This window comes from Janthinobacterium sp. GW823-FHT03B06, assembly GCF_058796955.1.
Window position 1 is genome coordinate 275,498 of sequence record NZ_JBXAJE010000001.1, and the last position, 14,597, is coordinate 290,094.

The window sequence follows — 14,597 nt, forward strand, 5'->3', positions numbered from 1 at the left end:
TTGGTGGCGCTGTCCGCCGGCGTTGCCCGGCCAGACTACAGCCGCGCTTCATCGCCCCACACATGGCGCATGCTGAAGTGCACGCCCGCATCGTCTTCATGCAGCGACGAGACGATGGCGAACTGGCTGTCGCCCGTGTCGCGCGGCGTCATCTGCGCCAGCTGGGCGGCGGCCAGCGGCGCGCCCAGCGGGTCGCTGAGCGGATGCACGAGGGCGGCGCCCCGCTGCGTGACGACGCCCAGTTCGCCGCTGCGCAGGCGCACCAGGGTACCGGGCGGATACTTGCCCAGCAGATTGACGAACCGTTCCCCCAGCAGCGGATCAATGGGCACGCCCTGGTCGAGGAAGATGTGCTGCAGCGCCTGGTCGGGCACGATGGAGCGGCGGTAGTTGCGCGCCGAGACGCGCGCGCAATAGCGGTCGGCCAGGCCGATCAGCTTGGCGTTTTGCAGGATTTCGTCGGCCGTGCGCCCCTGCGGGTAGCCGCTGCCGTCGTCGTTTTCATGGTGCAGCAGCACGCAACTGAGCCATTCCTCGTCGTCGACGCCGGCGCAGCGCAACAGTTCCGTGCTTTCCTGCGGATGCTGGCGCACGATACGCATTTCTTCGTCGTTCAGGGGGCCGCGCCGGTCCTGGAAGCTGTCGTGGTGGCGCAGCATGCCCACGTTCATCGTCAGCGCGGCCGCGCCGATCAATAAGAGTTCATCGTGGGACTTGTGCATGCTGCGGCCCACCAGCATGGCCAGCAAGGCCGTTTCGATGCAGTGGCGCACGGCGTAGCTGCCGGCGATCTGGTTGAGCAGGATGCTGGCCAGGGCGATGTCGGCATCGTGTTCGAGTGCGCGCAGCAGTTCGCGGGCGATGTCGCGCACGTCGCGCTCGGCATTGCTTTCGCTGCGCAAGGCCAGCAGCAGGCGCTCCAGGCGCTGCGCCGCTTCATTGAGCAAGCGCAACACGGACGGCTGCTCCGGCGTGCCCACATACAGGCCCAATTGCATGAGCCGTCCCAGCTGCGCACCGTCCGTGATGATCTGCCCCTTGCGCAGTTGCGGGCCGGCGCTGTGGTCAGCCAGAAACAGATCCCAGGGCAGGGGTTCGCCGGGAACCAGGTCGGCCGGGCCGATGCGACGCTGTACCATGCTGTCATCCTTTACTCCGCCGTGGCGGAGAAATACTGTCGTTAAATGCTGCGCAGGCGCTCCAGCGCCAGGCGCAAGGTCTCGTCCTGCTTGGCAAAGCAGAAGCGCACGATGCCCGACTCCTTGCCCTGCGCGTAAAACGCGGAGACGGGAATGGCGGCCACCTTGATTTCCGCCGTCAGCCATTCGGCGAACTGCGCTTCAGTCTCTTGCGAAATGGCATCGTAGCGCACGCACTGGAAATACGTGCCGTCGGCCGGCAGCAGGGTAAAGCGGCTGCCCGCCAGGCCGTCGCGGAACAAATCGCGCTTGCGCTGGTAAAACGCGGGCAAGTCCAGGTAGGGCTGCGGGTCGGCCATGTAGCCGGCAATGCCGTGCTGCATGGGCGTGTTGACGGTAAACACGTTGTACTGGTGCACCTTGCGAAATTCCGCCGTCAGCGCCGCGGGCGCCGCCACGTACCCGACTTTCCAGCCCGTCACGTGATACGTCTTGCCGAAGCTGGACACGATGAAGCTGCGCGCCGCCAGTTGAGGGTGGCGCGAGAGCGAGGCGTGCGGCACGCCGTCGTACACCATGTGCTCGTAGACTTCGTCCGATAAAATCAGGATTTGCGTGCCGCGCACGATGTCGGCCAGCGCGGCCACGTCGGCCGGGCGCAAAATCGTGCCCGTCGGGTTATGCGGCGTATTGATGATGATCAAGCGCGTCTTGGGGCTGACGGCGGCAGCGAGCTTGTCCCACGGCACGCTGTAACCTTGTTCACCCACTTGCATGGCCACCAGCACGGGCACGCCGCCGGCCAGCGCGATGGCGGGCAGGTAGCTGTCGTAGGCCGGTTCGATGACGATGACTTCGTCGCCCGGATGCACGCAGCATAAAATCGCCGTGGTCAGCGCCTGCGTGGCGCCGGCCGTGACGGTGATTTCCGTGCCCGCATCGTAGGCGTGGCCGTACAGGCTGGCGATCTTCGCGGCGATGGCTTCGCGCAGGGGGGCGGCGCCCGTCATCATCGGATACTGGTTGTGGCCGGCGCGCATGGCGTCGCTGACCCGTTCGACCAGTGCCGGGTCGCAATCGAAGTCCGGAAAGCCCTGGCCCAGGTTGACGGCGCCATGCTGGGCCGCCAGGCTGGACATGCGGGTAAACACGGTGGTGCCCACCAGAGGCAAGCGGGTGGTCAGGGTGGGAGTCAGGTGGGGCAGGGACGGGCTGTTCATGAACGGTAGGGTCGCGGTGCGGAAAGTGGAATCGTTTCCCATTCTAGCGCAGCGCGCCCCGTCGCGTGCGGGGCTTTGGCGGCTCAGCCGGGCAATGCCCAGCCTTCCGGCACCATGATCTTGAACATGCCGGCCTTGGCCGTCTTGCGGGCCAGTTTCAGCAGCGCCTTGTCCTTGGTGATGAGGATGTCGGCGTTGGCGTCGCGCGCCAGTTCGAGGAATTTCTGGTCATCCTTGTCCGTGCAGACGGGCAGGCGCACGCCGGACACGGGCGGCGCCACCACCGTGATGTGGGCGTCGAAGCGGGCGGCGGCGACGGCGCGGCTGGCTTCATCGAGCGGCAAATGCTTGTAATGCAGCACGACCAGATATTCCGCGCGGCAATCTTCGCGCGTGATGGCGTGCACGGCGCCGCTTTCCATGGCCGCCAGCAGGCCCGCCCAGCGCGGGTCGTTGAAGACGAACAGGTCGAGGCAAACGTTGGTGTCGAGGACGAGTTTTTGTGGAGCAGGTATCATGTCGGCAATTCTATTCTGTAGTGATAATTTATGTTGATCGTGCTTTCGCCCGCCAAGAGTCTCGACCTGGAGACGCCGCCAACAACCTCGTTGCACAGCACCCCCGATTTTCTCGACCATTCTGCCCAGCTCATAGCCCGCATGCGCCAGTTCTCGCCCGCCGAAGTGGGCAGCCTGATGGGCATTTCCGACGCCTTGTCGGCCCTCAACGTGGCCCGCTACGCGTCCTGGACGCCGCAACTGGAGGACGCGCGCCAGGCCATCATGGCTTTCAATGGCGACGTGTATGCCGGTTTCGAGGCGCGCAGCCTGCAGCCGGCCCAGCTCGACTATGCCCAGTCGCGCGTGCGCATTTTATCTGGCCTGTACGGCTTGCTGCGCCCGCTGGACCTGATCCACCCGCACCGCCTGGAAATGGGCACGCGGCTGTCCACCACGCGCGGCAAGGATTTGTATGCGTTCTGGGGCGACACCATCACCAACGGCCTGAACCGCACAGCGAAGGAGCAGGGCGCGCAAGTGCTGGTCAATCTTGCTTCCGAAGAATATTTCAAATCCGTCAAGCCGCGCCAGCTGGACGTGCCCGTCATCGCGCCCGTGTTCGAGGACTGGAAGAACGGCAAATATAAAATCATCTCGTTCTACGCCAAGCGCGCGCGCGGCATGCTGGCCCGCTATGCGGCCGTCCACAATATCCGCGATCCGCAGCAGCTCAAGCAGTTCGACGTGGACGGCTACGGTTTCGTGCCGGAAGCGTCGAACGACACCAGCTGGGTGTTCCGGCGCAAGGTCGGCGAATAAGTAAAAAAACCGGGCTAGCCCGGTTTTTTCTTATTTTACTGCCAGAATTTCCACCACTTGCGTTCCTTGTTCACCCCTTCCGGGCTGAGGAATGCCGTGTTCGGGTAGTTCTTGGTCAGCACGCGCAAGGTATCGTCGCGCAGGTCGGTCAAGCCCAGCTTGTCGTACGAGCGGTACATGATGAACAGCGCTTCTTCGATGGCGGGCGAGGCGGCAAAGTCCTTGACCGTCGTTTGCGCGCGGTTGGCGGCGGCCAGGTAGGCGCCGCGGCGGTAGTAATAGCGCGCCACGTGCACTTCGTATTTCGCCATGGCATCGATCAAATAGTTCATGCGGGCCAGCGAATCGGGCGCGTATTTGCTATTTGGGAACTTGTCGACCAGTTGCTTGAAGGCCGCAAACGCTTCGCGCGTGGCTTTCGGATCGCGCTCGGTCGGATCTTGCTCGTACAGGAAGTTCAGGAAGCTGATCTGGTCGTTAAAGCTGATCAGGCCGCGCAAGTAGTACATATAGTCTACATTGGCGTGGTTCGGATGCAACTTGATGAAGCGTTCGACGGCAGCCAATGCCTGCGCCTGGTCTCCCGACTTATAATACGCGTAAGCGATCTCCATCTGCGCTTGCAGAGCATAGTTGCCGAAAGGATAGTTAGCCTCCAGCTTCTGGAACAGGCCGATTGCAGCTTCATAGTGCTGCCCGGCCATTTCTTCACGCGCCTCCGAGTATAATTTCGTAACGGACCAGTTTTTGGTCTCATCCACTTTTTCAGGCAACAAGCTGCAAGCGGACATGCCGAGCAGAACGACTGAAGCGACTACCAACGATAATTTTTTTTGCATGACGTTTTGCAAGAAGGTTTTAACCAAGATTTTACAATAGGCTGATTATAGCCGATGGGAATGCTGTGATATTAACTCCGAAGCCTAATTTGGCTGACCCCGCGTTTGACTCCCTTTCTGACCATGCCGCCGAAGAGGCGTTTGACGGCGATTTTGCCGCCGACGACGTCTTCGAGGAAATGGCCCCGATTACATTGGAACTGACGCCGGACGCCTGCGGCCACCGCCTCGATAAAGTCATCGCCCAGCTGGTGCCGCAATACTCGCGCAGCCGCTTGCAATTGTGGCTGGAAGCCGGTTTCGTGACCGTCGATGGAAAAGTTGCCAAACGCAACATGACCGCCTATGGCGACGAGAAGATCGTCATTCTGCCGCAAAGCGCGCCGGAAGACGAGGCTTTTAAGCCGGAAGCGATGGAATTGAACATCGTGCACGAAGATGAGCATATCATCGTCATCAACAAACCGGCCGGACTGGTCGTGCATCCGGGCCCCGGCAACTGGTCGGGCACCCTGCTCAACGGCTTGCTGCACCACTGCCCGCAACTGGCCGGCGTGCCGCGCGCCGGCATCGTGCACCGCCTGGACAAGGATACGAGCGGCCTGATGGTGGTCGGCAAGACGCTGGCTTCGCAAACGGACCTGGTGCGCCAGTTGCAGGCGCGCACCGTCAAGCGCGAATATTTCGCGCTGGTGTGGGGCACGCCGAAAATGGCAGGCACCATCGATGCGTCCATCGCGCGCCACCCGCGCGACCGGGTCAAGATGGCCGTGTCGGAGAATTTCACCGCCAAGCCCGCCATCACGCACTATGAATTGATCGGCAGCGGCGAACTCGACCGCCGTCCCGTGAGCCTGATGCAATGCCGTCTGGAAACAGGCCGCACGCACCAGATCCGCGTGCACATGCAGCACCTGGGCTTCGCGCTGGTCGGTGATTCCGTGTACGGCAAGCAGCACCTGGTGTCCGTGTTCTCGCGCCAGGCGCTGCAGGCGCGCCGCCTGGGCCTCGTGCATCCGGGCACCCTGGAAGCGTGCGAATGGATCGTGCCGCTGGCCGATGATTTCGCGCAATTGATCGCCACGGCCGGCATTCCCGAGCCGGAACAGGTCTGATGACGTCGCCGTTGCCTTGCATTGTTCCCCATTGGCCCGGCCTGCCCGCCAACGTGGGCGCGCTGGCGACCGTGCGCGCGGGCGGCGTCAGCCAGGGGCCATATGGTGACGGGCAGGGCGGCGGCTTGAACCTGGGCACGCACGTGGGCGATGACCCTGACCATGTGGCGGCCAACCGCGCGCGGCTGGCAGCCATCCTGCCTGCCGAGCCGGCCTGGCTGTCGCAGGTGCATGGCGTGGCCGTTGCCGATGCTGGCAAGCTGGACGGCCACGTGCCCGACGCCGACGCCAGCATCGCCACGCAGGCGGGCGCCGTGTGCGTGGTAATGACGGCCGATTGCCTGCCCGTGCTGTTCAGTTCGACCGATGGCCTGGTCGTCGGCGCGGCCCACGCGGGCTGGCGCGGCCTGGCCAACGGCGTCTTGCAGCGCACGGTGGACAGCATGCGCGCGCAGGGCGCGACGGAGATCCTCGCCTGGCTGGGGCCAGCCATTGGTCCGCAGCAATTCGAAGTGGGGCAGGACGTGCTGCAGGCGTTCCGCGACGGCGCGCGCGATGACGTCGAGCGGCAAGTGTTGTCGGATGCGTTCGCCGCCATCGATGGCAAGCCGGGCAAGTATCTGGCGAATATTTATGCGCTGGCGCGCACCATGCTGCTGCGCGATGGCGTGGCGCAAGTGGCGGGCGGGGAATATTGCACCGTCAGCGATGCGGCGCAGTTTTACTCGTACAGGCGCGACGGCGTCACGGGAAGACAGGCCAGTTTGATCTGGCGCAAATAATCTGCACGGCAGACACTTATGTGTCTGCCGTTTTTGTTTTATCGTCTGCTGAGGCGAGCGCGCGGGCGTTCAGTTCAGCGATACGCGCCGCCTTGCGTTTGCGTCGCCGCGAGCCCGTCAGATAGAATAGGATGGACAGCGGGATGACGCAGTACAGCACGAAGGTCATCACCCCGGCGACGATGGACGGTTCCGTCAGCGCCATGAGGCCGACGACATAGATCCAGGCAACAGCGGTCATGAGCATCATTGGTATTGGCAATTAGTAAGAGTTTGCATGCAGTTGATATTAAAGTTTTCTATTTTTCGACTACGTTTCGACGCCGCGCAAAACCGTAGCGAGCGGAAGGGAGAGGTGGCTAAGATGCGCAACCGTACGAAGGTACGGTGAGCATCGCAGGCCGCCTATACCGACGCGCAGTAGGTTTTGTTCGGCGTCCCCAATTCTTGAATGGACTTATATAGCTATGAACATGCCCGATCCTCAAATGATGACCAAGGAATGGATGGCGCAGATCAGCAATCCTGAGCAGTGGAAGACGTGGTTCAACATGGTACCGCAGCCCCAGGGCAATCCGATTGCCGGCATTTTGCAGGATGCGGGCGCCAGCATCAAGCCGGAAGCGATCGAGCAACTGAAAAATGCCTACGTGGCCAAGCTGACGGGCTTGTGGGCTGACTTTATGGCTGGCAAGGCGCCGGAGTTGAAAGACCGCCGCTTTGCCGCGCCCGCCTGGCACGCCAGCCCCCTGTCGGCCTTCAACGCGGCCGCCTACCTGCTCAATGCGGAATTTCTCAGCGCCATGGCCGATGCCGTGGAAGCGACGCCGCACCAGAAGCAAAAGATTGCCTTTGCCGTGCAGCAAATCGTCGACGCCATGTCGCCCGCCAACTTTCTGGCCACCAATCCCGACGCCCAGCAAACCCTGATCGAGACCAAGGGCGAGAGCCTGGCCAAGGGCTTGAGCAATATGCTGGCCGACATGCAAAAGGGCCGCATCTCGCAATCGGACGAATCGGCCTTTGAAGTGGGCCGCAACGTGGCCACCACGCCGGGCACGGTGGTGTTTGAAAACGCCTTGTTCCAGCTGATCCAGTACACGCCAAGTACGCCCACGGTACACCAGCGGCCCCTGCTGATGGTGCCGCCGTGCATCAATAAATTCTATATCCTTGACTTGCAGCCGGAAAACTCGCTCGTGCGCTATGCGGTGGAGCAGGGCAATACCGTGTTCCTGATGTCCTGGCGCAATCCGGACATGAGCATGCAGCATCTGACGTGGGACGATTACGTGGAGCAGGGCGTGATCGAAGCCATCCGGGTGACGCAGGACATTTCCGGCCAGGACAAGCTCAATATGTTCGGCTTTTGCGTGGGCGGCACCATCGTCTCGACGGCGCTGGCCGTGCTCAAGGCGCGCGGCGAGAATCCGGCCGCCAGCCTGACCCTGCTGACCACCTTCCTCGACTTTTGCGACGCGGGCGCGCTCGACGTCTTCATCGACGAGCCGCAAGTGGCGCTGCGCGAGCAAACCCTGGCCAAGGGCGGCCTGATGTCGGGCCGCGACCTGGGCAGCACTTTCTCGAGCCTGCGGCCGAACGACCTCGTGTGGAACTACGTGCAGTCGAATTACCTGAAGGGCAAGGAGCCGCCCGCGTTCGACTTGCTGTACTGGAATGGCGACGGCACGGGCTTGCCGGGCCCCATGTTCTGCTGGTATCTGCGCAACACCTACCTGGAAAACAGCCTGAAAGTGCCGGGCAAGCTGACGGTGGCCGGCGAAAAGGTTGACCTGAGCAGCATCGATGCGCCCGCTTTCATCTACGGTTCGCGCGAAGACCATATCGTGCCCTGGGGCGCGGCCTACGCCAGCACGGCCTTGCTGAACCCGAAAAAGCCGAAAGCCAACCGTTTTATCCTCGGGGCTTCGGGCCATATCGCCGGCGTGATCAACCCGGCGTCGAAGAAAAAGCGCAGCTACTGGAGCAACGACGCAGGCAAAGGCGCCCGCACGGCGAAAGCCAAACCCTTGAGTGCCGAGCAATGGATGGAAGGCGCGACCGAGCACGTGGGCAGCTGGTGGCCCGAATGGGCGGCCTTCCTGGCCGAACACGGCGGCGCCCAGGTGAAGGCCCCAGCCAAGCCGGGCAACAAGCGCCACGCGGCAATCGAGCCGGCGCCGGGGCGGTATGTTAAAGTCAGGGCAGATTAATTCACAAAGCGATTTGCCAGGCAAGGCCGGCGTAATCTCCGGTCTTGTCAATAATCTACTTTTAGTTGCGTTGCAATAAATGCGGGAATCTACTACCCTGATGTGCAATGGAGCCGTTTTCCACTCTATAATGGAAAACGTAGGCAGGTGCGAAAGCGGACCCACGTTCGCTTTTTTTTCGGATTAACTCAGTATGCGCTGCGGCGCAATAAGTGGAACTTGTGATGAGTAGTGCAAAAAAAAGTATAGACCGCCTGATTAAAAAATATCCCAACCGCCGTCTGTACGACACGCAAACCAGTTCCTACATCACCTTGACGGACGTCAAGCAGCTGGTGTTGGACAATGAAGTGTTTACCGTCGTCGATGCCAAATCCAATGAAGATTTGACGCGCAGCATCTTGCTGCAAATCATTTTGGAAGAGGAAGCGAACGGCGCGCCCATGTTCTCGAGCAGCGTGTTGTCGCAGATCATCCGCTACTATGGCCACGCCATGCAGGGCATGATGGGATCCTACCTGGAAAAGAACGTGCAAGCGTTCACCGATATCCAGCACAAATTCACGGGCACGTCGGCCGGCAGTTTTGAAGGCAAGCCATTCAGCCCGGAAATGTGGACCCAGTTCATGAATGTCCAGGGTCCGATGATGCAAGGCATGATGAACAACTACATCGACCAGAGCAAGAGCCTGTTCGTGCAGATGCAGGAACAGATGCAGAGCCAGAGCAAGAATCTGTTCGGCACGTTCCCGTTTGTTCCGCCGGTGCCTCCAACGGACAAAAAATAAGCTGATCCGGTTTTTACGTCGTACAACGGCACAGGAGTTCCTGTGCCGTTGTGCATTGCGGATGTCTTGCCGCCGGCTGCCGATGCTGAATGCTATTGCTTCAGTTGTTGCAAGGTGGAAAGCAGATCCTGGTTCGAATGCTCGAGTTTCCATGTCCGGGCATTGTCCATGGAGCTGTAAATGCTGACGTTACCCTTGAAATCTTCCTGGATGCTGAGAGCGAGGCCGGAGGGGAAAATCAATGGTGCGTGGCGCAGTGTGTATGGCGCATACGGCCCCCAGGTTTTGCCTTCGTCGCTGCTGACCAGCAGTGCGCCCTCGTTATACATGCCGGCCTCCATCAGCAATCTGCCGTCATTGAGGGGCGCCACGGGCGACATCAGGACTTTGAATGGCGAAACGATAGTCGTCCAGTTCTGGCCCCGATCCCGTGAAACATAGGCGTCGGGAAATCTTCCTGCCAGGCCGGCCGCTACCAGGACGCTTTCTGTGCCATTGGCTTGATGGGTAAATTCCGTCAGGTTTTTCTTGTGCGGACTAAAGCGTTCGGTCAACTTGCCCGTGCGGTAATCGAACTCGCCGATCAAGCCGCTTTCCAGCGCATAGCCGATCCGACCCGCGTCTTGCCATGTCCACAACAAGCCTGGGCCATGCAGCCACGATCCGGGCACGGTGGTATGGTACACAGATCGCCAGTCGCCAGCGTCCAGTTGATTCGCATGAAAAATGTTTAACTCATCTCCCTTGCGATGCATCACGTACCAGCCATCGTTGGAGTTGCCACCGATGCGCAGCAGATTGCCGGGCGGCAGGTTGCCTGCATCGATAGGAAGCAGCTTGTCACTGTCACGCGCTTTGCGTAGCAGGGAGCCGGATTCGCCTACCGCGATCAATTCGGCATTGGGCAGGTCCACAGGAAAGACGCAAGACAGCGACTCCACTGTTTGCGCATTGATGATATCCCATCGCCCTTGCGTCGAGCGTATCAGGACAGCGCCCATGCGGCTGGCGGCGGCCACGCGGCCATCAGGCATTTCGGTGGCGCACTCGGCCCCGGCCGGGTGGGCGCGAGCAAATTGTTCGACATCGTCCCGCGCGTGGCGTGGGGTGCTCCAGCCAAGGCTGGCGGCGGCGCCAAACATGGCGCTGTAGTCGGGGGCAAAGCGCCGGATCAATTCCGCATTGGATGCTACCTGGGCACTGCGGCCGTACTGCACGCCGAAATTGCCGCGTGTCACAATCAGTCGGCCCAGATCCGCCGATTTGCCCGCTTCGATCTGGAAGCTTCCCACGATGGTCGAATACACACGCAAGAGCTTGTTGGCCCGGGTGTCGATCAACTCGATGAATTCATACTCGCCAGGCGGTAGTGCGCCAATGAACAGGGAAGTATCGCCTGCCATCGCGCTCTCGACTTTTTTCATCACCAGGTTTTCGGACACCAGCTTGAAATCACTGCGCTGCTCACCCGCCACCACGCGGCGCAGCTTGATCGTGTTGAAACCGTAAATGTCCTTGGTATTCGAGGTGATGCTGAGCACCACCGGGCTATCTCCCGATTGCGCGCTCATTTTCAGTGGATCGACCACCGAGGTGTTGACGGCGCAGCCGCTCAGCAGTAATACGCTCAGACCGCAAGCCGCGACAGCCGAGCGTCGCGCTTTCAGATTGGAAAAGGAAAAAGACATGGGATTGATTTAGTTTTTTAAAAAACAATTATATGTCAGTCATTAGTTTCTTTGTGGCATTATTTTTTAATTTCTTGATACCGGTGATGCGGGGCGGGATCTGATTCGCGCACTGCCACGACGGCAGTGGCCGGAACAAAGTTGCGGTTGTAGCGTTGCAGATGCGCCAGCAAAAGGAACCCGCGCTGACAGCAAGGGGCGGCTCGGGGTACAATAGCCGATTCGCCTCACCATTTTCTAGCTGCCAACTATGTCTGAAATTCACCGTATTCCCGTTCCTTCCGCCCAGCCCGAGGCCATGCTGGCCATGCCAGGTGCGGCGCCGAAAGTGGGCTTTGTCTCGCTCGGCTGCCCGAAAGCGCTGGTCGACTCCGAACAAATCCTGACCCAGCTGCGCGCCGAAGGCTACGAAACGGCGAAATCTTACGCTGGCGCCGATCTGGTGATCGTCAATACCTGCGGTTTTATCGATGCCGCCGTGCAAGAGTCGCTCGACGCCATCGGCGAAGCGCTGGCTGAAAACGGCAAGGTCATCGTCACCGGCTGCCTGGGCGCCAAGAAAGACGCTGCCGGCGACGACATCATCATGAAGGTGCACCCGAAAGTGCTGTCCGTCACGGGCCCGCACGCGCTGGCCGAAGTGATGGATTCCGTCCATTTTCATTTGCCGAAACCGCATGCGCCGTTCCTCGACCTGGTGCCACCGCAAGGCGTCAAGCTGACGCCGAAGCATTATGCCTACCTGAAGATTTCCGAAGGCTGCAACCACCGCTGCAGCTTCTGCATCATCCCGTCCATGCGCGGCGACCTCGTCTCGCGCCCGATTGGCGAACTGATGATCGAAGCGGAAAACCTGTTCAAGGCCGGCGTCAAGGAATTGCTGGTCATTTCGCAAGACACCTCGGCCTATGGCGTGGACGTGAAATTCCGCTCCGGCTTCTGGAATGGCCGTCCCGTCAAGACGCACATGACGCAGCTGACGGAAGCGCTGGGCGAACTGGCCAAGTCCTACGGCGCCTGGGTGCGCCTGCACTATGTGTACCCGTACCCGCACGTGGACCAGATCATCCCGATGATGAGCGGCGGCCACATCCTGCCTTACCTCGATATTCCGATGCAGCATGCGCATCCTGACGTGTTGAAACGCATGAAGCGCCCGGCCAGCGGCGAGAAAAACCTCGATCGCATCCAGGCCTGGCGCGCCATCAACCCGGACCTGACGATCCGTTCGACCTTCATCGCCGGTTTCCCTGGCGAAACGGAAGCGGAATTCGAGTATCTGCTCGACTTCCTCAAGGAAGCGCAGATCGACCGCCTCGGCTGCTTCGCCTATTCGCCCGTCGAAGGCGCGACGGCCAATGCCATCGCCAACCCCGTGCCGGAAGAGCTGCGCGAAGAGCGCCGTGGCCGCGTGATGCTGCTGCAGGAAGAAATTTCCAAGAAGCGCCTGCAAGCCAAGGTCGGCAAGACCGTGCGCGTGCTCATCGATGAAGTCACCCGCTCCGGCGGCGTGGGCCGCTCGTCCGCCGACGCGCCGGAAATCGACGGCGTCGTGTATGTGAAGCCGCCGTTCGAGCCGCACCGCAAGCTGGCCGTGGGCCAGTTCGTCGACGTGACAATTACCTCGGCCGATGCGCACGACCTGTGGGGCGCCGCCGAGTAAAAAACGTCCATGCCGGCGTTGCGCTGCCTTGCCGTACAGTAAAGTACTGTCTTCGGCAGCGCGCCTTGGCCTGAACGTTTTTTATGCAGGTGTAACACTCTGTCATACGTACGGCAGGCAAGGGCATAAGCCCTTACAATCAAGGCGGATCAGCACAGGCTGATCCGCCTTTTTTTATTCCTGACGCCATGACCACACCCAAATCTCCGCAAACCGCGCTGATCCACAGCGATTACCAGGCGCCGCAAGGCTTTGCCGCGTTTCCCAATGCTATCCATCACGCCTCGACCGTGCTGTTCAAGGACGTGGCGGCCATGCGCTCGGGCGACTGGAAAGAGAAGAACGCCTATACCTACGGCTTGCACGGCACGCCCACCACGTTCACCCTCGAAGCGCGGCTGGCCGAGATCGAAGGGGGCACGCACTGCCTGCTGGCGCCGTCGGGCCTGGCGGCCATCGCCATGGCGGACTTTGCCTTGCTGAAGACGGGCGACGACGTGCTATTGCCGGAAAATATCTACAACCCGAACCGCGAACTGGGACGCTGGCTGGCGCAGGATTTCGGCATCACGGCCCGCTATTACGATCCGCTCATCGGCGCCGGGATCGCGGCCTTGATCCAGGAAAATACCAAGCTCATCTGGACGGAAGCACCGGGCTCCGTGACGATGGAAGTGCCGGACTTGCCCGCCATCTGCGCGGCCGCCCACGCGCGCGGAGTGCTGGTGGCTTTGGACAATACCTGGTCGGCGGGCCTGGCCCTGCGCGGCTTCGACCTGGGCGTGGACATCATCATGCAGGCGCTGACGAAATACCAGTCGGGCGGTTCCGACGTGCTGATGGGCGCCCTGATCACGCGCGAGCGGGCGCTGCACGACCGCCTGGCGCAGGCGCACATGCGTCTGGGCATGGGCGTGGGGGCGGACGACGCCTACCTGGTGCTGCGCGGCTTGCCGACGATGAAGCTGCGCTTCGACGCCCACGACAGGGGCGCGCGCACGGTGGCCGCCTGGCTCAAGGGCAGGAGCGAGATCGCCACGGTGCTGCATCCGGCTTTCGCCGATTGCCCGGGCCACGCCATCTGGCAGCGCGATTTCACGGGCGCGGGCGGCCTGTTTTCCGTGCTGTTCGACGCGCGCTACACGGAGGCGCAGACGGACCGTTTCGTCGATGCCTTGCAGTTGTTCAAGATAGGTTACAGCTGGGGCGGCGCGAACAGCCTGGTGATGCCGTACCGCATCGCCGCCATGCGCAAGGGCTGGCAGTTGCCGGGTCAGCTGGTGCGCCTGAATGTGGGGCTGGAAGATCCGCAGGATCTGATCGCCGATATCGAACGGGCGTTCGCGGCGATGTAGCGGTATGGGGCAAGCATGCGGGCTTGCCCGCAAGCGCCTACATGGGCACGGGTTTGTTGTTGTTCAGGTCGAGGAAGCCGCGCAGCAGGCGGTAGGCTTTCCACAGCCAGGCCACGCCCCACACGATGATGGCCAGCGGAATGCCGATCAGCGTGATCCACAGGATGGCGCCGACGACGATCCAGGCCGCATACCACCAGAAGGAACGGATCATCCAGCTGTGATGGCTGTACACGAAGGTCCCGGCCGCCTCGTCCCGCTTCACATAATTGATGATGAGCGGAATGAAGGAAAACGCGCCCAGCGAAAACACGAAGCTGGCGCCATGTATCAGGTACAACCACCAGGCCAGGTTTTTGGTCTGCTGGAGTTGGGTATCCAAAATAATATCTTGTGACATGAAAGCTCCCGTCGTTGCGCAATTTTTAATTGTAACAAGCAAAGCGGCGAGGCAGCGCAGTCCATGGAAAAAGGCA

The 14,597-nt window shown here is 61.2% G+C and carries 14 protein-coding genes; 7 read left to right on the forward strand and 7 right to left on the reverse strand.

Annotated features, from left to right (window positions below):
• Positions 1-35: 35 nt before the first annotated feature.
• The 3 genes from AC1RBA_RS01330 to AC1RBA_RS01340 all read right to left on the reverse strand — a co-directional run bounded on the left by AC1RBA_RS01330 (position 36) and on the right by AC1RBA_RS01340 (position 2,877).
• Complete coding sequence (locus AC1RBA_RS01330) at positions 36-1,139, reverse strand: HD-GYP domain-containing protein (RefSeq protein WP_070220233.1); 1,104 nt, start codon at positions 1,137-1,139, stop codon at positions 36-38.
• Positions 1,140-1,180: 41 nt separating this feature from the next.
• Positions 1,181-2,359 (reverse strand): pyridoxal phosphate-dependent aminotransferase, encoded by a 1,179-nt coding sequence (locus AC1RBA_RS01335; RefSeq protein ID WP_492416154.1) that lies wholly within the window; start codon positions 2,357-2,359, stop codon positions 1,181-1,183.
• 83 nt (positions 2,360-2,442) lie between these two features.
• Positions 2,443-2,877: a putative toxin-antitoxin system toxin component, PIN family gene (locus AC1RBA_RS01340; RefSeq protein WP_034755336.1), complete on the reverse strand. Its 435-nt coding sequence runs from the start codon at positions 2,875-2,877 to the stop codon at positions 2,443-2,445.
• Positions 2,878-2,907: 30 nt separating this feature from the next.
• On the opposite strand from AC1RBA_RS01340, the gene yaaA reads away from it, so the two are divergent.
• Complete coding sequence (yaaA, locus tag AC1RBA_RS01345) at positions 2,908-3,678, forward strand: peroxide stress protein YaaA (protein WP_070220229.1); 771 nt, start codon at positions 2,908-2,910, stop codon at positions 3,676-3,678.
• A 35-nt stretch (positions 3,679-3,713) separates the two neighbouring features.
• Here yaaA and AC1RBA_RS01350 read toward each other — a convergent pair whose 3' ends face one another.
• The gene (locus AC1RBA_RS01350; protein WP_070220227.1) at positions 3,714-4,517 is read right to left on the reverse strand and encodes an outer membrane protein assembly factor BamD; all 804 of its coding nucleotides are present in this window, start codon (positions 4,515-4,517) and stop codon (positions 3,714-3,716) included.
• 89 nt (positions 4,518-4,606) lie between these two features.
• Between AC1RBA_RS01350 and AC1RBA_RS01355 the strand changes: the two genes are divergently transcribed.
• On the forward strand, positions 4,607-5,632 hold the full coding sequence (locus AC1RBA_RS01355) for an RluA family pseudouridine synthase (protein ID WP_070220225.1): 1,026 nt from the start codon (positions 4,607-4,609) through the stop codon (positions 5,630-5,632).
• Positions 5,632-6,414 carry a peptidoglycan editing factor PgeF gene (gene pgeF, locus AC1RBA_RS01360; RefSeq protein WP_492416157.1) on the forward strand — a complete coding sequence of 261 codons (783 nt, stop codon included), beginning with the start codon at positions 5,632-5,634 and terminating at the stop codon, positions 6,412-6,414. Before AC1RBA_RS01355 ends, pgeF begins: the two co-directional genes overlap by 1 nt.
• A gap of 16 nt (positions 6,415-6,430) precedes the next feature.
• On the opposite strand, the gene AC1RBA_RS01365 is transcribed toward pgeF, so the two are convergent.
• Positions 6,431-6,664 (reverse strand): hypothetical protein, encoded by a 234-nt coding sequence (locus tag AC1RBA_RS01365; RefSeq protein WP_227741988.1) that lies wholly within the window; start codon positions 6,662-6,664, stop codon positions 6,431-6,433.
• 217 nt (positions 6,665-6,881) lie between these two features.
• Between AC1RBA_RS01365 and phaC the strand changes: the two genes are divergently transcribed.
• The gene (gene phaC / locus AC1RBA_RS01370) at positions 6,882-8,627 is read left to right on the forward strand and encodes a class I poly(R)-hydroxyalkanoic acid synthase (protein ID WP_070291543.1); all 1,746 of its coding nucleotides are present in this window, start codon (positions 6,882-6,884) and stop codon (positions 8,625-8,627) included.
• A 224-nt stretch (positions 8,628-8,851) separates the two neighbouring features.
• Positions 8,852-9,415 carry a polyhydroxyalkanoate synthesis repressor PhaR gene (gene phaR / locus AC1RBA_RS01375; protein WP_010399000.1) on the forward strand — a complete coding sequence of 188 codons (564 nt, stop codon included), beginning with the start codon at positions 8,852-8,854 and terminating at the stop codon, positions 9,413-9,415.
• A gap of 92 nt (positions 9,416-9,507) precedes the next feature.
• On the opposite strand, the gene AC1RBA_RS01380 is transcribed toward phaR, so the two are convergent.
• Positions 9,508-11,103, reverse strand: a complete 1,596-nt coding sequence (locus AC1RBA_RS01380; protein WP_492416159.1) for a hypothetical protein — start codon at positions 11,101-11,103, stop codon at positions 9,508-9,510.
• 307 nt (positions 11,104-11,410) lie between these two features.
• Here AC1RBA_RS01380 and rimO point away from each other — a divergent pair, with 307 nt between their 5' ends.
• Together rimO and AC1RBA_RS01390 are read left to right on the forward strand one after the other, a co-directional pair.
• Positions 11,411-12,766 (forward strand): 30S ribosomal protein S12 methylthiotransferase RimO, encoded by a 1,356-nt coding sequence (rimO, locus tag AC1RBA_RS01385; RefSeq protein ID WP_170846336.1) that lies wholly within the window; start codon positions 11,411-11,413, stop codon positions 12,764-12,766.
• A 188-nt stretch (positions 12,767-12,954) separates the two neighbouring features.
• Positions 12,955-14,121: a cystathionine beta-lyase gene (locus tag AC1RBA_RS01390; RefSeq protein ID WP_230504898.1), complete on the forward strand. Its 1,167-nt coding sequence runs from the start codon at positions 12,955-12,957 to the stop codon at positions 14,119-14,121.
• Positions 14,122-14,158: 37 nt separating this feature from the next.
• On the opposite strand, the gene AC1RBA_RS01395 is transcribed toward AC1RBA_RS01390, so the two are convergent.
• Positions 14,159-14,521, reverse strand: a complete 363-nt coding sequence (locus AC1RBA_RS01395) for a DUF4870 family protein (protein ID WP_070220215.1) — start codon at positions 14,519-14,521, stop codon at positions 14,159-14,161.
• Positions 14,522-14,597 lie beyond the last annotated feature (76 nt).